Source organism: Citrobacter freundii complex sp. 2024EL-00216 (assembly GCF_043945515.1).
Taxonomy (GTDB): domain Bacteria; phylum Pseudomonadota; class Gammaproteobacteria; order Enterobacterales; family Enterobacteriaceae; genus Citrobacter; species Citrobacter portucalensis.
Map to the genome: position 1 here is coordinate 132,271 of NZ_JBIMRA010000002.1, position 18,671 is coordinate 150,941.

Consider the following 18,671-nt stretch of genomic DNA (forward strand, 5'->3'; position numbering starts at 1 on the left):
AAGATAATACACGTCTATTTTGACAGGAATTCACCCAGATGCCTCCCCCTAAATGGGAGTATTTTCTTGATCTGTGACACGCTTTTGTTAATTCACCATAAAAAACAGCAACAATTTCTCTAGTTTTTTAACATGGAAACATTTAGCAACTCAGCTGATTATTTTTCATCCTATTGTCAGTCTGTTTTTTTACCTGCTGATTTTGTTAAGTTTTAGTATATGAATGAACAGAAAGCAGTAATATTTGCATAAAAAAAGAGCCGCTGGATGTTTTTTCATCATCAGTGGCTCTTTTTTACACTTACATTTTAAAACGTTTTTTTGTGACGCTTTACTCAAAGTCGCCTTCAACAATCAGCGAGTCATCTCCCCCTTCAGGGGTAAACTGATTGTATTGCCAAGGATTTTGATATGTCTGCATCGACTTAAAGATAACCTGAGCTAATTCATTTTGCGTGGCCGGATCGCTGCACAGCAGATACTCGGTATCAGGCAGAGGTGGCAATCCGTCCGCCGCACCCAGTACGCGTAAATCCGGGCTCATCATTTCGACAGGACGGGCAGTAACGCCCAGCCCTGCTTTTACCGCCGCGCGGACCGCAGGCAATGTTGAAGCGACATAAGCCAAACGCCACGGGATCTGTGCGGCATTCAACGTCGCCAGCACGATATCGCGAAACGGGCTGGGATCGTCCAGCAGAACTAACGGCACCGGTTCCCCTTTTTGCAGGATATATTCGGCTGCGCAATACCAGTGCGTCGGTGAAGTTCGCAAATTCAGGCACTCAAAATCGCCAGGTCGGTTAGTGGTGACCACTAAATCCACTTCTTGCGACTTAAGCATCTCCACCATGTAGGCGTTGCGTTTCACTCTGACATCCAGTGCAAGTTTCGGATAAACCGAACTTATACGGTTAAGCAGAAAAGGGAGTATGGTATCGGCGGATTCATCAGAAGCACCGATAGTTAACACCCCCTGAAGATTGTTAAACATCAATGATGAGCATGCCTCATCATTAAATCGCAGTATTTTCCTGGCGTAACCCAACAGCTGGATACCGTGTTCGGTCAGCAGTTTGTTGCGTCCATGGCGCGCGAACAACTCTTTCCCCACAAGTTGTTCAAGACGCTGCATTTGCTGACTTACCGCAGACTGAGTTCGACATACCGCAGCTGCCGCAGCCGCAAAGGTATTCAGGTCGGCAACAGCAACAAAGGTTCTCAGCAGATCGAGGTCGAGGTTAATTATCGGACGATTTGCATTTATCATAGTTTTTCACTTACTCGCGGGTCATACCGGGTTAATGCTGTGCATTCAGAATCAAACAACTCCATTTGTAATGTGCCTCCCTTCAGTTTCGCTTAGTGTAACCAAGTGAAAATAAGGATGTATTTGGTTTAACAAACGAAACAATTCTCTTTCTGAGCTATTTTAATACCCGTGATATTCATCGGAATATAGCAACGAGAAAGAGCCGTATTTTTAGCTGCTGGATGATTCTGACTAATGGGAAACATGTAAATTTTGTAAATTTAAAAAATAGTTAACGAACAATAATTTACACATTAAAAACTAACTTTTCAGGATGTTAGGAACAACCAACAAACATTTGAATTATCGTAAAATTCGTACTACACACCATTTCATAGGAGTTATCTTAACCTAAAACCACTATATTTATAAGTGTTATCGCGAATAATTCCGGGCAAATTGGTGTTATGTCAGCGCAACGGTTTTCGTATTATTGGCCAACTCAATTTGATGTCGTTTAAATAATAAATAATAATTAATTAAGAATTCCTCAATTCATTAATTATGCTTAACAATGGATTCACACCGCATCACGCAGGGATCAGACCGATAACAGATTTCGCAGGCCAAACCTCAGTATTTTCGAATTACGCCATTCAGCTGAGATCTCAGCTACCTTTTTCTTTACAGGTCTAACTTTTTTTGACCAGACAAATCACCATACCCACACTAACAAAGCAAAACATAAACCACAGAAAACACAATAATCCAGATCATTACTCTACAAAAATCACATTATTTAGTTATTAACAGTGAATTATAATCCCCCTGCTTTCCAAAATCTTCTACTAAAGACCCTTCAAAACTCACCGTCGTGGGAGTACATTGTGCTGGGCTGACTTCCACGGCAGGGAGTGGCATTCACAGCTAAAAAGGTCAACGTTCATGTCCCCCATTGAAAAATCCAGCAAATTAGAAAACGTCTGTTATGACATTCGCGGCCCGGTTCTGAAGGAAGCAAAGCGCCTGGAAGAAGAAGGCAACAAAGTTCTGAAACTGAACATCGGCAACCCTGCGCCTTTCGGGTTTGAAGCGCCAGATGAAATTTTGGTGGATGTGATCCGCAATTTGCCAACTGCGCAAGGATATTGCGATTCCAAAGGCCTTTATTCAGCCCGCAAAGCAATCATGCAGCATTACCAGGCCCGTGGGATGCGCGACGTAACCGTGGAAGATATCTATATCGGTAACGGCGTATCTGAATTGATTGTGCAGGCCATGCAGGCATTGCTAAACAGTGGGGACGAAATGCTGGTTCCTGCACCTGATTATCCACTGTGGACGGCGGCGGTTTCGCTCTCTGGTGGTAATGCCGTGCACTACCTGTGTGACGAATCGTCAGACTGGTTCCCGGACCTGGATGATATCCGCGCCAAAATTACGCCGCGTACCCGTGGGATCGTCATCATCAACCCAAACAACCCTACTGGCGCGGTGTATTCTAAAGAGCTGCTGATGGAGATTGTTGAGATTGCCCGCCAAAACAATCTCATCATCTTTGCGGACGAGATTTACGACAAAATTCTTTACGATGACGCCGAGCACCACTCGATTGCGGCAATGGCCCCTGACCTGCTGACTATTACCTTTAACGGCCTGTCAAAAACCTATCGTGTTGCCGGTTTCCGCCAGGGCTGGATGGTACTGAACGGACCGAAGAAACATGCCAAAGGGTATATCGAAGGCCTTGAGATGCTGGCTTCTATGCGCCTGTGTGCCAACGTTCCGGCACAACATGCCATTCAGACCGCACTGGGTGGATATCAGAGCATCAGCGAATTCATCATGCCAGGCGGACGTCTGTATGAGCAACGTAACCGCGCCTGGGAACTGCTTAATGACATCCCCGGCGTCTCTTGCGTAAAACCGCGCGGTGCGCTGTATATGTTCCCGAAAATTGATGCTAAACGCTTTAATATTCATGACGACCAGAAGATGGTACTCGACTTCCTGTTGCAGGAAAAAGTACTGCTGGTCCAGGGGACGGCATTCAACTGGCCGTGGCCGGATCATTTCCGCATCGTCACGCTACCGCGTATTGACGATATCGAAATGTCGCTGAGTAAATTTGAGCGTTTCCTGTCAGGGTATCGCCAGCTGTAACCACGCAAAGTGCTGCCGGGTTTGCATCCGGTAGCACTCTCTGCGCAAAATACCGTTACTGAAGTCACTGAGTAAGGGTCGTTATGAAGCAGAGCCACTTTTTTGCCCACCTCTCCCGTCTGAAACTCATTAACCGCTGGCCGCTGATGCGCAACGTGCGCACCGAAAACGTGTCCGAACACAGTCTGCAGGTTGCCATGGTTGCCCATGCGCTGGCCGCAATTAAAAACCGTAAATTTGGTGGTCAGGTTAATGCTGAGCGTATTGCCTTGTTGGCGATGTATCACGATGCGTCAGAGGTGTTAACCGGCGATCTCCCTACCCCAGTGAAATATTTCAACTCGCAGATTGCTCAGGAATATAAAGCGATAGAGAAAATTGCCCAACAAAAACTGGTCGATATGGTTCCCGATGAGCTGCGCGATATTTTTGCGCCGCTCATTGATGAACATGCCTTAAGTGAAGAAGAGAGGTCGATTGTTAAACAGGCCGATGCCCTGTGCGCGTATCTGAAGTGCCTGGAAGAACTCTCCGCCGGTAACAACGAATTTCTGCTGGCGAAAACACGTCTGGAAAAAACGCTGGAGTCACGACGCAGCGAAGAGATGGACTACTTTATGGACGTGTTCGTCCCGAGTTTTCACCTTTCATTAGATGAAATCAGTCAGGATTCTCCATTGTAAGTTTGCGACGACGTTACCTTTGTAGGCCGGATAAGGCGTTAGCCGCCATCCGGCACATAAAAATCAAAACGGAAACAGCATCGGGATCATCACCACGCACACCACCATTACAATGATGGTAAACGGCACGCCAATTTTAACGAAATCGCTAAAGCTGTAGTTACCCGGCCCGAGTACCAGTGTGTTTACCGGTGAAGAAACTGGCGTCATAAAGGCTGCTGAAGCCGCCATCGCAATCACCATCGCAAAAGGATACGGCGAAACGCCCATCGACTTTGCTGCCGCCAGCGCAATCGGCGCCATCAGTACCGCCGTCGCAGTGTTAGAGATAAATAACCCAATGGTCGCGCACAGCACGAACAGGCAGCCCAGCATCATATACGGGCCGTACCCTCCACCAACGTCCATTAGCCCTTTAACCACCAGATCAACACCGCCCGTTTTCTGTAATGCCAGCGCAAAGGGCATCATTCCGACAATCAAAATAATACTTGGCCAGTGAATGGCTTTATAGGCGCTTTCGGCATCGATGCAGCGGAATTTTCCCATCAGCAAACAGGCGATAATCGCGGCAACCGTATTAGGGATTTCATCGGTGAGCATTAACGCGACCATCAGCACCAGACAGAAAATCGCATGCGGCGCCTGGCTGTGCGCCGGAGAAGCTTCACTGACTTCCACGGGCATATTCAGCACCACGAAATCGCGCCCTTTTTGCCCCAACAAAGTGATGAGTTTCCAGTTGCCCACCACCAGAATGATATCGCCCATCAGCAGTGGTTCATCCACCACCGCTCCGGCCAGTGCCGTACCATCACGCTTCAGTCCGACGACATTCAGGCCATAACGCGTACGAAAAGCGATTTCCCGTACCGTTTTGCCGATCAATTCCGATTCAGGGATCAATGAAATCTCGGCCATACCCACGTCAAGCGCCTGCTCGGAGAAGTATTCACCGCGCAGCACCATCGGCTCCAACAGTTGCTCGCTGCAAAATTCACGCAGGTCGACGTCGGCCGCTGACATATCAATCAGCAACACGTCACGGGCACGGAACTCAGAAACCCCGTTAACATCGACAATCACGCGGCGAAAACGCCGCCAGCGTTCAACACCAATCACGTTTGCCCCGTAGCGCTCACGCAATTTCAGGTCATCCAGACGTTGGCCAATCATGGGAGAACCCGGGCGAATCGCCAGGCGGCGGGCACGCCCTGTCAGGCGATATTCTTTGATCAGATCGCGAAAGGTCCGGCGCTTCCAGCCGTCTCCCGGCTGCCCGGAGTCTTCACCTTTCAGCATAAAACGCATCACCAGCATATAAATTATGCCGAGTACCAACACCACCAGTCCCAGTGGGGTTACGCTAAAAAAGCTAAAACCGTTAAGTCCTTCACGTAACAATTCACTGTTGACGACCAGGTTCGGCGGCGTTGCCACCAGCGTCATCATGCCGCTTATCAATCCGGCAAAGCTCAACGGCATCATCAGCCGTGAGGGGGAGATTTGCATGCGCATGGAAACGCTTAAGACAACCGGAATAAAGATGGCGACCACACCGGTCGAACTCATGAAGGCACCGAGTCCGGCTACGGTTATCATCAGCAACACCAGCATTTTGACTTCACTGCTGCCGGCGACCTTCACCAGCCAGGCACCCATTACCGTCGCCACGCCGGTACGCACCAGGCCGTCGCCGATAATGAATAAAGCCGCTATTAAAATAACGTTAGGATCGCTGAACCCGGAAAAAGCCTCTGTGATGCTCAATGTTCCGCTCAGAACAAAGGCAATAATGACCAGCAAAGCGACCGCGTCCATACGCACTCTGCCAGTTGCAAACAAGACGACGGCAATCGCCAGCAATGAGAGAACCCATATCAATTCACCGTTCACAACATATCCTTGTTAAATGAGAGGGATGGACTGATTCTGCCATAAAAAAGCCCCAACAATCTGGGGCTAAATCATGATCAGGTATTTCTTATAACGACCACATTTCCGTTGGGTTGTTTGGTCACAGAAATATGTTCCAGACTGGTCAGCGAAAAATCAACTTCGTCCAGACGCGGCGTATCCGCTGGCGCGTTAACCGCGATGACATGACACCCAGCAGCCAGTCCTGAGAGCACCCCGGCGGGGGCATCTTCCACGACTGCACATTCCTGCGGTGACAGGCCCAGAAGCTGAGCACCTAACAGATACGCGTCTGGCTCTGGTTTCCCTCTTTTTACCCGCTCGGCGGTGACAAACACTTCAGGAGCAGGAAGCCCGGCAACACGATGACGCGCACGTGCGACTGGCATAGAACCGGAGGTCACAATCGCCCATGGAATACCTGCTTTATTGAGATGGTTGAGTAAATCAACTGCCCCCGGCAGCGCGGTGATCCCGGCGGTTTCCGTCGCTTCGATCTGCTCCAGACGGGTAAATTCCGCGGCGATCTCTGCCTCAGACTTGCCCACCATAAAGTGTCGCAGGGAGGTAATGGCCTGCTTACCATGAATAAAGCCGAGTACCTCGGCGTGATCGAGGCCGAAGCGATCGGCCCAGTTGCACCACGCACGCTCTACTGCGGGTAAGGAATCGACCAACGTTCCATCCAGATCAAACAGAAAACCTTTGCACTGCACGCTCGCCCCCTCAGGCATTAATGATTTGGTTAATTTCATTCGCGCTCAGGTGATACTGACGCGGGCAAGAGTGCCAAACATTCAGCATACGCTGATATTTTTCCCACATTGGGGTCTGGGCGTTGAAGCCATGCGTACCCGCATCAAAGTGGGTGTAACGACCTTCCACATTGACCATAAAACGAACGTACCCGAGGAAACGGGCTTCCGTTGCGGCGTCAAAACCGAGGAAGGTCACGCGACGCTCATCAATAGCCTGCGCATCCTTAAGATTAGTCCAGGACACATGTAATGCGTGATACATCTCCATAATATCGATAATCGTACGACAGGTTTCTTCCGTCAGTTCACCAAACTCACGATCCAGCTCACGCATCTGCAAGCCGTAACCGCGTTCAATAATCGTCTGCAAACGACGATAACGCTCGGCGTTAGTTGGATCGAGCATAGTCATCATTTTGTACTGATTCGACAAAATCAGACGTTGAGCGTTGGTCATTTCCATTTGGGACTCCTGTATCACTACTACTGCGATGAAAAAAAGAAGGCATCTTGTGCCTTCTTTTATATGCGTAATCAGGGGTCAATTACAAATCATCAAGGAAAGTTTTATCCAGTTGTTTGAAGGCGCGCTTAAGCGTGTCAGCCAACGCCTGGTAATCCGGCTTTCCTTCCACCGGAGAGAGCGCCTGCCCAGCTTCTTGCAATTTACCCCGAACTTCGTAGAACCAATTGAGAATTGAAGGCGGCAGCGGCGTTACGGAACGTTTTCCCAGCCACCACATCCCCTGCATCGGCAGGCTAAGCGCAAACAGAGCAGTCGCCACGGCCGGGCCCAACTGCCCCCCTAACGCAATTTGCCAACATAAGGTGAAGACGGCGATAGGCGGCATAAAACGAATCGCGTAACGCGTCATGCGGATCACGCGGTTCTCAACAAACACGGGCGCAAGGCGCTTTTCCATTGGCCACGTCTTTGCATAGTGCTGCCCCCGGCGAAACAAGCTAAAAAAATTGACGGAGCGATTATCCGGTGTCGACATGGCGGTTACCTCAACTTCACATATAAAAATTAAAAAATTTGTGCAAAACAACAACTACAAGGGACATCGTTCAAAACATTTTGTCTTTGATACCCACATTCAGGTATCCTGTGCCGGCCTGTAAGGCCTGTAGTCCAAAATCATTGAGTCGTCAAATTGGCATACATTATGCCATTGCCTGAAAAATACGCAAAATGACATAGACTCAAAGGTATTTATTCCATCGTGCCCAAAAAGACTATGGCGCATGATGTTAATCATAAACGTCGGTGTCATCATGCGCTACGCTCTATGACTCCCTGACGTTTTTTTAGCCACGTATCATAAATAGGTACTTCCATGTCGAGTAAGTTAGTACTGGTTCTGAACTGCGGTAGCTCCTCACTGAAATTTGCCATCATCGATGCAGTAAACGGTGAAGAATACCTCTCTGGTTTAGCCGAATGTTTCCATCTCCCAGAAGCACGTATCAAGTGGAAAATGGACGGCGGTAAACAAGAAGCGGCTTTAGGTGCAGGCGCCGCTCACAGTGAAGCGCTGAACTTTATCGTTAACACTATTCTGGCACAAAAACCAGAATTGTCTGCGCAATTGACCGCTATTGGTCACCGTATCGTACACGGCGGCGAGAAGTACACCAGCTCCGTGGTTATCGATGATTCCGTTATTCAGGGCATCAAAGATTCTGCCTCTTTCGCACCACTGCATAACCCGGCTCACCTGATCGGTATCGCAGAAGCGCTGAAATCCTTCCCTAATCTGAAAGACAAAAACGTGGCTGTATTCGACACCGCGTTCCATCAGACTATGCCGGAAGAGTCTTACCTCTATGCTCTGCCGTACAGCCTGTACAAAGAACACGGCGTTCGTCGTTACGGCGCGCACGGTACCAGCCACTTCTTCGTCACTCAGGAAGCGGCAAAAGTGCTGAACAAACCGGTTGAAGAGCTGAACATCATCACTTGCCACCTGGGCAATGGCGGTTCTGTATCTGCTATCCGTAACGGTAAATGTGTTGATACCTCCATGGGTCTAACCCCGCTGGAAGGTCTGGTGATGGGTACGCGTTCCGGTGACATCGACCCGGCGATCATCTTCCACCTGCACGATACCCTGGGCATGAGCGTTGACCAGATTAACAAAATGCTGACCAAAGAGTCCGGCCTGCTGGGTCTGACCGAAGTCACCAGCGACTGCCGTTATGTTGAAGATAACTACGCTACTAAAGAAGACGCTAAACGTGCAATGGACGTTTACTGCCACCGTCTGGCGAAATACATCGGTTCTTACACTGCGCTGATGGATGGTCGTCTGGATGCAGTTGTCTTCACCGGTGGTATCGGTGAAAACGCAGCGATGGTTCGTGAACTGTCTCTGGGCAAACTGGGCGTTCTGGGCTTTGAAGTTGACCACGAACGTAACCTGGCCGCACGTTTCGGCAAATCTGGTTTCATCAACAAAGAAGGTACCCGTCCTGCGCTGGTTATCCCAACCAACGAAGAACTGGTTATCGCGCAAGACGCGAGCCGCCTGACTGCCTGATTTCACACCGCCAGCCTAGCTGGCGGTGCTGTTTTGTAACCCGTCTAAATTGGCGGTAACGAAAGAGGATAAACCGTGTCCCGTATTATTATGCTGATCCCTACCGGAACCAGCGTCGGCCTGACCAGCGTCAGCCTTGGCGTGATCCGCGCAATGGAACGCAAAGGCGTTCGTCTGAGCGTCTTTAAGCCGATCGCTCAACCGCGTGCCGGTGGCGATGCGCCAGACCAGACTACCAGCATCGTCCGTGCTAACTCTTCTCTGCCAGCCGCAGAGCCGCTGAAGATGAGCCACGTTGAATCTCTGCTGTCCAGCAATCAGAAAGATGTGCTGATGGAAGAGATCATCGCGAACTACCACGCGAACACCAAAGACGCTGAAGTTGTACTGGTTGAAGGCCTGGTCCCAACCCGTAAACATCAGTTCGCGCAGTCTCTGAACTACGAAATCGCGAAAACGCTGAACGCGGAAATCGTCTTCGTTATGTCTCAGGGTACCGACACCCCGGAACAGCTGAACGAGCGTATTGAACTGACTCGCAGCAGCTTCGGCGGCGCGAAAAACACCAACATCACCGGCGTAATCGTTAACAAACTGAACGCACCGGTTGATGAGCAGGGCCGTACTCGCCCGGATCTGTCCGAGATTTTCGACGACTCTTCCAAAGCGAAAGTGATCAAAGTTGATCCGGCTAAACTGCAAGAATCCAGCCCGCTGCCGGTTCTGGGCGCGGTGCCATGGAGCTTCGATCTGATCGCTACTCGTGCAATCGATATGGCGCGTCACCTGAACGCCACCATCGTTAACGAAGGCGATATCAACACCCGTCGCGTGAAGTCTGTGACGTTCTGCGCACGCAGCATTCCACATATGCTGGAACACTTCCGCGCAGGCTCCCTGCTGGTAACTTCCGCAGATCGTCCTGACGTGCTGGTTGCAGCATGCCTGGCGGCCATGAACGGCGTGGAAATCGGTGCCCTGCTGCTGACTGGCGGCTACGAAATGGACGCGCGCATCACTAAACTGTGCGAACGTGCATTTGAAACCGGCCTGCCGGTATTCATGGTAAACACCAACACCTGGCAGACCTCTCTGAGCCTGCAGAGCTTCAACCTGGAAGTTCCGGTTGACGATCACGAGCGCATTGAGAAAGTTCAGGAATACGTTGCTAACTACATCAACGCTGACTGGATTGAATCCCTGACTGCAACCTCTGAGCGTAGCCGTCGTCTGTCTCCGCCAGCGTTCCGTTATCAGTTGACCGAGCTGGCGCGCAAAGCGGGCAAACGCGTTGTTCTGCCGGAAGGCGACGAACCGCGTACCGTTAAAGCGGCAGCCATCTGTGCTGAACGTGGTATCGCAACCTGCGTACTGCTGGGTAACCCGGATGAGATCACCCGCGTAGCAGCCTCTCAGGGCGTTGAACTGGGCGCTGGCGTAGAAATCGTTGATCCAGATGTGGTTCGCGAAAGCTACGTTGCTCGCCTGGTCGAACTGCGTAAAAACAAAGGTATGACCGAAACCGTTGCCCGCGAACAGCTGGAAGACAACGTGGTTCTCGGTACCCTGATGCTGGAACAGGACGATGTTGACGGTCTGGTTTCTGGTGCAGTACACACCACCGCGAACACCATCCGTCCGCCGCTGCAGCTGATCAAAACTGCACCGGGTAGCTCTCTGGTGTCTTCCGTGTTCTTCATGCTGCTGCCGGATCAGGTTTACGTTTACGGCGACTGCGCGATCAACCCGGATCCGACTGCAGAGCAGCTGGCAGAAATCGCGATTCAGTCCGCTGATTCCGCAATTGCCTTCGGTATCGAACCGCGCGTAGCGATGCTCTCCTACTCCACCGGTACTTCTGGTGCAGGTAGTGACGTAGAGAAAGTTCGCGAAGCAACCCGTCTGGCACAGGAAAAACGTCCTGACCTGATGATCGACGGTCCGCTGCAGTACGACGCCGCCGTTATGGCTGATGTAGCGAAATCCAAAGCGCCGAACTCTCCGGTTGCAGGTCGCGCTACCGTGTTCATCTTCCCGGATCTGAACACCGGTAACACCACTTACAAAGCGGTACAGCGTTCTGCTGACCTGATCTCCATCGGGCCAATGCTGCAGGGTATGCGCAAGCCGGTGAACGACCTGTCTCGTGGCGCGCTGGTAGACGATATCGTCTACACCATCGCACTGACCGCGATCCAGTCTTCCCAGCAGCAGCAGTAATCTGCCGAGTGTGCCGGATCTTTTATCCGGCTACACATCTGCTTATCAAACCGGAAATAGCTGATATTTCCGGTTTTTTTATGTCTTTTTCCCCTTTGGCATAATCTGAAACATTTGCCTGGATGCGCTGCATCAATGAATAACTATTCTTCTGTTCGCATACTTACTCTCTTTTGCGTTGCAACAGGGATAGTCTTTCATGTCAGCAGTAACAGAATCACAGCCAGCTAAAAAATGGGCGATGCCCGACACGCTGGTGATTATTTTTTTCGTCGCCATTTTAACCAGTCTGGCAACATGGGTTGTTCCCGTCGGGATGTTCGACAGCCAGGAAGTGCAGTATCAGGTTGATGGACAAACCAAAACCCGTAAGGTGGTTGACCCCCATTCCTTTCGTATTCTGACCAACGACGCAGGTGAAGAGCAGTATCACCGGGTGCAGTTATTCACCACCGGAGATGAACGCCCAGGCCTGATGAATTTCCCGTTTGAAGGATTAACCTCCGGCTCGAAATTCGGCACTGCTGTCGGCATCATTATGTTTATGCTGGTCATTGGCGGCGCATTCGGCATCGTTATGCGTACCGGTACCATTGATAACGGCATCCTGGCGCTCATTCGCCATACGCGGGGCAACGAGGTCCTGTTTATCCCAGTGCTGTTTATTCTCTTCTCCTTAGGCGGCGCGGTGTTTGGCATGGGGGAAGAGGCTGTTGCCTTTGCCATTATCATCGCGCCTTTGATGGTACGGCTAGGTTACGACAGTATCACCACCGTGCTGGTTACCTATATCGCGACTCAGATTGGTTTCGCCAGCTCATGGATGAACCCATTTTGCGTGGTGGTCGCGCAAGGTATTGCGGGGGTACCGGTGCTCTCTGGTTCCGGGCTACGCATCGTGGTCTGGGTGATCGCTACGTTAATCGGGCTGACCTTCACGCTGGCCTATGCGGCGCGTATCAAAAAGAATCCGCTTTTGTCCCGGGTACATGAATCCGACCGCTTCTTTCGCGAGCAGCAGGACGAAGTCGTGGAACGACGCTTCACGCTGGGAGACTGGTTAGTGCTAGTGGTGCTGACCGCGGTGATGATTTGGGTTGTCTGGGGCGTTATCGTCAACGCGTGGTTTATTCCTGAGATCGCCAGTCAGTTCTTCACGATGGGTCTGGTGATTGGCATTATCGGCGTCGTGTTTCGGCTCAACGGCATGACGGTCAACATCATGGCCTCCTCATTCACTGAGGGTGCACGAATGATGATTGCCCCTGCCCTGCTGGTTGGTTTTGCCAAAGGCATTTTACTGCTGGTCGGTAATGGAGAGGCGGGTGAAGCCAGCGTGTTAAACACTCTGCTGCACAGCATTGCCAATGGCATCAGCGGGCTGGATAACGCCATCGCGGCGTGGTTTATGCTGTTGTTCCAGGCAGTTTTTAATTTCTTCGTCACTTCCGGCTCTGGTCAGGCTGCGTTAACCATGCCGCTACTGGCACCGCTGGGCGATCTGGTTGGCGTAAACCGTCAGGTCACAGTCCTGGCCTTCCAGTTTGGCGACGGATTCAGTCATATTATCTATCCGACGTCAGCATCTCTGATGGCTACGTTAGGCGTTTGTCGAGTGGATTTTCGTAACTGGCTGAAGGTAGGTGCTACGCTGTTGGGACTGCTGTTTATTATGTCCAGCGTGGTGGTGATTGGCGCGCAGATGATGGGTTACCATTAAAAAGTGTGCGTCCGGCCTACTCGATTTCTCGACGCAGTAGGCCGGATGAACAGAGTTTACTCAGCTTCTTCCTGCTTTTCGGCTTTCGCCCCTTCATTCTTGGCGTTGCGGGTCATCCACAGCGCCAGGGCTTTCAGGGAGTCCGGTGTAAATTCGTCGCAGCGCGCGGTAATTTCTTCCGGCGTCAACCAGCAAACTTCACTGACCTCATCTTCCTGAAGCGCAAACGGTCCGTGGGAAACGCAGCTAAACAACCCACCCCATACGCGACAGTTCTGGTCTTCAAAGTAAAACTGACCATGCTCGGCAAACGGCACGCCCGCAATCCCCAGTTCCTCTTCTGCTTCACGACGCGCTGATTCCAGCATCTGCTCGTCAGCCTGAACCACACCGCCTGCGGTGGCATCCAGCATGCCGGGCAAAAAATCTTTTGTCTCAGTGCGACGTTGAACCAGAATTTTGCCCATACCATCATGCACAACGATATACGTTGCACGATGGCGTAAGCGTTGCGCCCGCATTTGTTCCCGGCTGGACTGTGCAATGACTTCGTTGTCTTCATTCACAATATCCACCCATTCAGTACTTGCCAAACGACGCTGTTCCACCATCAGGAAACCTTCTTTTTTCTGGCGCTCTTACGGCGCGTTTATGTTTGTGGGGTAAATTACGGATTAATCTCGACCTGTGCAATAACACTTTGATCATTGAGTGCCATTACGCTGAGAACATTATCATCCAGAATCCCGTAACTTGCCGCAAAGCCCCCTTTCGGGATGCTTACCGAGCCGGGATTGAAATGATAGATACCCTCGCGCCGCTCAGCAACCGGCAGATGAGTATGCCCATAAACCAGAACATCGCCCGCATTGAGCGCCGGCATATTTTGCGGGCCAAAAAGGTGTCCGTGCGTCAAAAAGAGTCGCTGGTTTTCTGTCAGAATTTGCTGCCACGGCGCAGTCATCGGAAAATGCAGGAGCATCTGATCCACTTCGCTGTCGCAATTACCACGCACCGCAATAATTCGCGATGCCAGCTCATTCAGCCGTTCAGCAACCTGCGCAGGTGCATAGCCTTCTGGAAGCGCATTACGCGGCCCGTGGTTTAAAACATCACCCAATATCACCAGCCATTGCGCGCCGCTTGCAGCAAACCGTTCGAGTACGCGTTCCGTGGCTGGCAACGAACCATGAATGTCCGATGCGAACATCAGTTTCATCACTCACTCCTCGCTGAAAATTACCTTGTAATGATACTGGATTACGGCCCGTTTTTCAGCAGGAACGCTTCGCTGAAAGCGCGATAAAACGCTGTACTGAAGCGCGCTGCCACTGGAAGGTGGCGTATTCCGCAAGCGCTTCTGGAACCTCATCGCCGTTAAGGACCAGTCGATTAAGCATTAGCGCTAAATCGCAGTCAGCGATACACCATTCGCCAAATAAATTCTGCTTACCGTGGCTCAGTAAACTGCTCGCAGTAGCGAACAGTTTTTCCGCACTGGCTTTTCCCGCTTCGCTTAACGGGCCTTTCTTCACGCCAGCAAAAACGACATCTGTTGATCGTTCCTCACGGATAGGCATTAAATCGCTGCGGATCCACGCCTGAACCTGGCGCGCCCGAGCGCGCTTTTGTACATCGTGTGGGTAGATACGCTCCCACTGTGGCGGTGCAAAGCTCTCTTCCAGGAATTCCGTAATCGCTGATGATTCGCTCAGTTCAAAACCATCGATCTCCAGAACCGGTACGCGGCGCGTCAAGGCGTAACCTTGCCATGAAGGATGCAAGTGTTCACCACTATTGAGATCAACGGTTTTCAGCGTGAATGGTAGCCCCTTCTCTTGCAGAGCGACATAAACAGACAGCACGTAGGGGGAGAAAAAATTGGCATCTGACCACAGCGTAATTGCAGATTTGCTCATAATGTCCTCTGAAGTGTATTGGCTTGCCTTCAAAATATAGAGTCTTTCTCTCGCTGTCACTTGATGAAAACTCACGCACGCCAACAGGCTCTATACTTGTAATGACCCGGTTCATGACAAAACGGATGCTGAAAATGATCGATCTCTATTACACGCCATCGCCAAACGGTCACAAAATCACGCTGTTTCTTGAAGAGGCACAGCTGCAATACCGTCTGATTCATGTCGATATCAGCAAAGGCAGCCAGTTTCGCCCCGATTTTTTGCTGATCTCGCCGAACAATAAAATCCCGGCCATTATCGATCATGCGCCGGAAGATGGCGGAAGGCCCATCAGCTTGTTTGAGTCCGGAGAAATTTTACTCTATCTGGCGGAGAAGAGCGGTAAGCTGCTCAGCGGTGAATTACGCGAACGCCACACCACGCTGCAGTGGCTTTTCTGGCAGGTCAGCGGTTTGGGCCCCATGCTGGGACAGAATCATCATTTCAGTCATTACGCTCCGCAAACGATCCCTTACGCTATTGAAAGATATCAGGTTGAAACCCAGCGCCTGTACAACGTGATGAATAAACGTCTGGAAACGTCACCCTGGCTGGGAGGCGATCACTACAGCATTGCTGACATTGCCTGCTGGCCGTGGATCCACGCCCATCAGCGTCAGCGCATCGACCTCGACAATTACCCGGCGGTCAATAACTGGCACGAACGCATCCGTACGCGTCCTGCCACGGAACGCGCCATGCAGCAAGCACTGAGTGAGAAGCGGTGACGCAATTCGGTTCTCGTGTATCATGCAGAGGTTCATACATGGAGGAAACCTGCAATGTCACAACCTGACGCTATTATTCGTATAAAAAACCTTCGTCTGCGCACCTTTATCGGCATTAAAGAAGAGGAGATCCTTAACCGCCAGGATATCGTCATCAACATTGCCATTCACTATCCGGCAGACAAAGCGCGTACCAGCGAAGATATCAACGACGCGCTGAATTACCGCACTATAACCAAAAGCATCATTGCCCACGTGGAGGGTAACCGCTTCTCATTGTTAGAAAAATTAACTCAAGATGTGCTCGATATCGCACGCGAACATCACTGGGTCACTTATGCTGAAGTCGAGATAGATAAACTTCACGCATTGCGTTACGCCGACTCAGTATCAATGACGCTGAGCTGGCAGCGCTAAAACGTAACCCGGGAGGCGACATGCAGATTCTGATTACCGGCGGTACTGGCCTGATTGGACGTCATATGATCCCCTGCCTGCTGGAACTGGGGCATCAGATAATCGTAGTGACACGTACCCCTGATAAGGCTCGTCAGATTCTCGACTCTCGGGTCACGTTATGGAAAGGACTGGAAGAGCGGCAACATCTCAATAATATTGATGCCGTGATTAACCTTGCCGGAGAACCTATCGCAGATAAGCGCTGGAGCGCACAGCAAAAGGAACGCTTGTGCCAGAGCCGTTGGGGCATTACGCAGAAACTGGTCGATTTAATCAATGCCAGCGAGACGCCGCCCTCAGTGTTAATCTCCGGTTCCGCTACCGGTTACTACGGCGATTTGGGCGAAGTTGTGGTTACGGAAGAAGAGCCACCGCATAACGAATTTACCCACAAGCTGTGCGCCCGCTGGGAGCAAATTGCCAGCACTGCGCAAAGCGACAAAACCCGCGTGTGTATGCTGCGTACCGGCGTGGTACTGGCCTCAGCAGGCGGCATTCTGGCAAAAATGGTCCCGCCGTTTCGTCTTGGCTTAGGCGGCCCGATCGGTAACGGACGCCAGTATATGGCATGGATCCATGTTGATGATATGGTCAACGGAATTATCTGGCTGCTGAATAACGATCTACGTGGTCCCTTCAATATGGTTTCGCCATACCCGGTGCACAATGAGCAGTTTGCCCACGCGCTGGGTCACGCTCTGAACCGCCCTGCCATTCTGCGCGTTCCCGCCACCGCTATGCGACTGCTGATGGGGGAATCGTCAGTACTGGTCCTTGGTGGACAACGCGCATTGCCCAAACGCCTGGAAGCTTCCGGTTTTACGTTTCGCTGGTACGATTTAGAAGAAGCGCTGGCGGATGTCATCCGATAACCCCTATGCACTATTCACAGTCGCCGTTGTGGTGGTAAGGTTATAGACCAGATTTCCGCAATGGCGACGTTATGGCGATAATATCGACTCCCCGACTTACCCTCTCTTTGTTTCAATTTTCTGACTGGTCATTTTTCCAGAAACTCCGTGAATGTCCTGAAGTCATGCGCTATATGGGTAACATCGCCCCGGCGAAAGATACGCGGCTGTTATTCGCCAGACGTCTGGCCGCACAGCACACTTTCGTCATCCGCGAACATAACAGCCCGACGCCACTTGGCGATATTGGTCTGCAAATCAGCCATCTTTACCCGCAGGAAGCCGACCTCGGCTACGCCATCATGCCACAGGCTCAGGGGAAAGGTATTGCCAGCGAAGCCGTGCGCGCGGTGTGCCAGTATGCCTTCGAGCATGCAGGTGTGACGGCGATAAACGCATACGCGCTGGCGGATAACAAGGGTTCAATCCGTATTCTGGAAAAGACAGGCTTTGTACGTACGCAGGTACTGGAAAAGGCGTATGAGATTGACGGCATCGCCTACGACGACTGGGTGTTTCGGCTGGAGCGCGACGCGCTAAAATTGTAAGCCCGGAAAGCGTAGCGCCTCCGGGCTGTTGACTTACTTCAGCGATCCTTTAAGGAACTGCTGCAAACGCGGGCTTTGCGGATTACCGAATACCTGCTCCGGGTCGCCCTCTTCCTCAATTTTCCCCTGATGCAGGAAAATCACGTGCGTGGAAACATGACGAGCAAACCCCATTTCGTGGGTCACCACCACCATGGTTTTCCCCTCTTCAGCCAGCTGTTGCATAATGCGCAGCACTTCACCCACCAGCTCAGGATCAAGCGCCGACGTAGGTTCATCAAACAGCAACACTTCCGGTTCCATCGCCAGCGCACGGGCAATGGAAACACGCTGCTGCTGACCACCGGACAGGTGCACCGGATATTTACCCTGTGCGCGCTCATCAATGCCCACTTTAGCCAGATACTTCACCGCACGGTCGCGAGCTTCCTGCTTGCTCAGCCCCAACACCTGAATCGGCGCTTCCATGACGTTTTCCAGCACTGTCATGTGACTCCACAGATTAAAGTGCTGAAAGACCATCGTCAGACGCGTACGCAGCAGGCGTAGCTGATTTTTGTCCGCAACCTTCAACTGGCCGTCTTTGTCGCGCACCAGACCAATGTTCTGACCGCTGACGATAATCGACCCGGCACTCGGTTTCTCAAGAAAGTTAATGCAGCGCAGGAAGGTACTTTTACCGGAACCTGACGAGCCAATAATGCTGATAACATCACCCGCGTTGGCCTGCAGCGATACCCCTTTCAGCACTTCATGTTCGCCGTAGTGCTTATGTAAATCGATAACGTTTAATTTATTTTCAGACATC

At 51.2% G+C, this 18,671-nt stretch carries 18 protein-coding genes; 9 read left to right on the top strand and 9 right to left on the bottom strand.

What is annotated here, in order from left to right; translation table 11 throughout:
- Positions 1-331: 331 nt before the first annotated feature.
- Positions 332-1,270, bottom strand: a complete 939-nt coding sequence (lrhA, locus tag ACHHZ7_RS03045; RefSeq protein WP_003834760.1) for a transcriptional regulator LrhA — start codon at positions 1,268-1,270, stop codon at positions 332-334.
- A gap of 927 nt (positions 1,271-2,197) precedes the next feature.
- Here lrhA and alaA point away from each other — a divergent pair.
- Positions 2,198-3,415, top strand: coding sequence for an alanine transaminase AlaA (gene alaA, locus ACHHZ7_RS03050; protein ID WP_003028082.1), 1,218 nt, complete (start codon positions 2,198-2,200; stop codon positions 3,413-3,415).
- 83 nt (positions 3,416-3,498) lie between these two features.
- Complete coding sequence (gene yfbR, locus ACHHZ7_RS03055) at positions 3,499-4,098, top strand: 5'-deoxynucleotidase (protein WP_003028083.1); 600 nt, start codon at positions 3,499-3,501, stop codon at positions 4,096-4,098.
- Between the two features lie 63 nt (positions 4,099-4,161).
- Here the strand turns inward: yfbR and ACHHZ7_RS03060 are convergent, their stop codons facing one another.
- From ACHHZ7_RS03060 to yfbV, 4 genes are all read right to left on the bottom strand, one after another.
- Complete coding sequence (locus tag ACHHZ7_RS03060) at positions 4,162-5,994, bottom strand: SLC13 family permease (protein ID WP_032944084.1); 1,833 nt, start codon at positions 5,992-5,994, stop codon at positions 4,162-4,164.
- 77 nt (positions 5,995-6,071) lie between these two features.
- Positions 6,072-6,749 carry a sugar phosphatase gene (locus tag ACHHZ7_RS03065; protein ID WP_123969826.1) on the bottom strand — a complete coding sequence of 226 codons (678 nt, stop codon included), beginning with the start codon at positions 6,747-6,749 and terminating at the stop codon, positions 6,072-6,074.
- The gene (locus ACHHZ7_RS03070; RefSeq protein ID WP_003028086.1) at positions 6,742-7,236 is read right to left on the bottom strand and encodes a YfbU family protein; all 495 of its coding nucleotides are present in this window, start codon (positions 7,234-7,236) and stop codon (positions 6,742-6,744) included. Before ACHHZ7_RS03070 ends, ACHHZ7_RS03065 begins: the two co-directional genes overlap by 8 nt.
- An 82-nt stretch (positions 7,237-7,318) precedes the next feature.
- A complete protein-coding gene (gene yfbV, locus ACHHZ7_RS03075; protein ID WP_003028087.1) occupies positions 7,319-7,774 on the bottom strand; it encodes a terminus macrodomain insulation protein YfbV in 456 nt (151 codons plus the stop codon).
- A gap of 339 nt (positions 7,775-8,113) precedes the next feature.
- Here yfbV and ackA point away from each other — a divergent pair, with 339 nt between their 5' ends.
- The 3 genes from ackA (at position 8,114) to yfcC (ending at position 13,256) form a co-directional block, all read left to right on the top strand.
- Positions 8,114-9,316, top strand: a complete 1,203-nt coding sequence (gene ackA, locus ACHHZ7_RS03080; RefSeq protein ID WP_003834770.1) for an acetate kinase — start codon at positions 8,114-8,116, stop codon at positions 9,314-9,316.
- A gap of 75 nt (positions 9,317-9,391) precedes the next feature.
- The gene (gene pta / locus ACHHZ7_RS03085) at positions 9,392-11,536 is read left to right on the top strand and encodes a phosphate acetyltransferase (RefSeq protein ID WP_008785351.1); all 2,145 of its coding nucleotides are present in this window, start codon (positions 9,392-9,394) and stop codon (positions 11,534-11,536) included.
- Positions 11,537-11,735: 199 nt separating this feature from the next.
- Entirely contained in the window at positions 11,736-13,256 is a 1,521-nt protein-coding gene (gene yfcC / locus ACHHZ7_RS03090; RefSeq protein WP_060683497.1) for a putative basic amino acid antiporter YfcC, read from the top strand.
- 56 nt (positions 13,257-13,312) lie between these two features.
- Here the strand turns inward: yfcC and yfcD are convergent, their stop codons facing one another.
- Genes yfcD through yfcF form a run of 3 tightly spaced genes read right to left on the bottom strand, consistent with a single transcriptional unit; the run spans position 13,313 to position 15,175 of the window.
- Complete coding sequence (gene yfcD, locus ACHHZ7_RS03095; protein ID WP_003834775.1) at positions 13,313-13,867, bottom strand: NUDIX hydrolase YfcD; 555 nt, start codon at positions 13,865-13,867, stop codon at positions 13,313-13,315.
- A 56-nt stretch (positions 13,868-13,923) separates the two neighbouring features.
- Positions 13,924-14,475 carry a phosphodiesterase gene (yfcE, locus tag ACHHZ7_RS03100; protein ID WP_048234823.1) on the bottom strand — a complete coding sequence of 184 codons (552 nt, stop codon included), beginning with the start codon at positions 14,473-14,475 and terminating at the stop codon, positions 13,924-13,926.
- A gap of 55 nt (positions 14,476-14,530) precedes the next feature.
- Positions 14,531-15,175 (bottom strand): glutathione transferase, encoded by a 645-nt coding sequence (gene yfcF, locus ACHHZ7_RS03105; RefSeq protein ID WP_003834778.1) that lies wholly within the window; start codon positions 15,173-15,175, stop codon positions 14,531-14,533.
- A gap of 134 nt (positions 15,176-15,309) precedes the next feature.
- On the opposite strand from yfcF, the gene yfcG reads away from it, so the two are divergent.
- The 4 genes from yfcG (at position 15,310) to ACHHZ7_RS03125 (ending at position 17,863) form a co-directional block, all read left to right on the top strand.
- The gene (yfcG, locus tag ACHHZ7_RS03110) at positions 15,310-15,945 is read left to right on the top strand and encodes a GSH-dependent disulfide bond oxidoreductase (protein WP_020996685.1); all 636 of its coding nucleotides are present in this window, start codon (positions 15,310-15,312) and stop codon (positions 15,943-15,945) included.
- Between the two features lie 54 nt (positions 15,946-15,999).
- Complete coding sequence (gene folX / locus ACHHZ7_RS03115; protein WP_003028107.1) at positions 16,000-16,362, top strand: dihydroneopterin triphosphate 2'-epimerase; 363 nt, start codon at positions 16,000-16,002, stop codon at positions 16,360-16,362.
- A 20-nt stretch (positions 16,363-16,382) separates the two neighbouring features.
- On the top strand, positions 16,383-17,276 hold the full coding sequence (locus ACHHZ7_RS03120; protein ID WP_060683495.1) for a TIGR01777 family oxidoreductase: 894 nt from the start codon (positions 16,383-16,385) through the stop codon (positions 17,274-17,276).
- Between the two features lie 71 nt (positions 17,277-17,347).
- Positions 17,348-17,863 carry a GNAT family N-acetyltransferase gene (locus ACHHZ7_RS03125; RefSeq protein ID WP_071845290.1) on the top strand — a complete coding sequence of 172 codons (516 nt, stop codon included), beginning with the start codon at positions 17,348-17,350 and terminating at the stop codon, positions 17,861-17,863.
- A gap of 33 nt (positions 17,864-17,896) precedes the next feature.
- On the opposite strand, the gene hisP is transcribed toward ACHHZ7_RS03125, so the two are convergent.
- Positions 17,897-18,670, bottom strand: coding sequence for a histidine ABC transporter ATP-binding protein HisP (gene hisP, locus ACHHZ7_RS03130; protein ID WP_003839331.1), 774 nt, complete (start codon positions 18,668-18,670; stop codon positions 17,897-17,899).
- Between the last annotated feature and the right edge of the window lies 1 nt (position 18,671).

Bases quoted from the DNA above. Each gene is read 5' to 3' on its own strand.
- ackA (WP_003834770.1), top strand. From the start codon at position 8,114: ATGTCGAGTAAGTTAGTACTGGTTCTGAACTGCGGTAGCTCCTCACTG.
- alaA (WP_003028082.1), top strand. From the start codon at position 2,198: ATGTCCCCCATTGAAAAATCCAGCAAATTAGAAAACGTCTGTTATGAC.
- ACHHZ7_RS03065 (WP_123969826.1), bottom strand. From the start codon at position 6,749: ATGCCTGAGGGGGCGAGCGTGCAGTGCAAAGGTTTTCTGTTTGATCTG.
- yfcF (WP_003834778.1), bottom strand. From the start codon at position 15,175: ATGAGCAAATCTGCAATTACGCTGTGGTCAGATGCCAATTTTTTCTCC.
- yfcG (WP_020996685.1), top strand. From the start codon at position 15,310: ATGATCGATCTCTATTACACGCCATCGCCAAACGGTCACAAAATCACG.
- yfcC (WP_060683497.1), top strand. From the start codon at position 11,736: ATGTCAGCAGTAACAGAATCACAGCCAGCTAAAAAATGGGCGATGCCC.
- ACHHZ7_RS03120 (WP_060683495.1), top strand. From the start codon at position 16,383: ATGCAGATTCTGATTACCGGCGGTACTGGCCTGATTGGACGTCATATG.
- lrhA (WP_003834760.1), bottom strand. From the start codon at position 1,270: ATGATAAATGCAAATCGTCCGATAATTAACCTCGACCTCGATCTGCTG.
- yfbV (WP_003028087.1), bottom strand. From the start codon at position 7,774: ATGTCGACACCGGATAATCGCTCCGTCAATTTTTTTAGCTTGTTTCGC.
- yfbR (WP_003028083.1), top strand. From the start codon at position 3,499: ATGAAGCAGAGCCACTTTTTTGCCCACCTCTCCCGTCTGAAACTCATT.
- yfcE (WP_048234823.1), bottom strand. From the start codon at position 14,475: ATGAAACTGATGTTCGCATCGGACATTCATGGTTCGTTGCCAGCCACG.
- ACHHZ7_RS03070 (WP_003028086.1), bottom strand. From the start codon at position 7,236: ATGGAAATGACCAACGCTCAACGTCTGATTTTGTCGAATCAGTACAAA.
- hisP (WP_003839331.1), bottom strand. From the start codon at position 18,670: ATGTCTGAAAATAAATTAAACGTTATCGATTTACATAAGCACTACGGC.
- ACHHZ7_RS03125 (WP_071845290.1), top strand. From the start codon at position 17,348: ATGGCGATAATATCGACTCCCCGACTTACCCTCTCTTTGTTTCAATTT.
- yfcD (WP_003834775.1), bottom strand. From the start codon at position 13,867: ATGGTGGAACAGCGTCGTTTGGCAAGTACTGAATGGGTGGATATTGTG.
- folX (WP_003028107.1), top strand. From the start codon at position 16,000: ATGTCACAACCTGACGCTATTATTCGTATAAAAAACCTTCGTCTGCGC.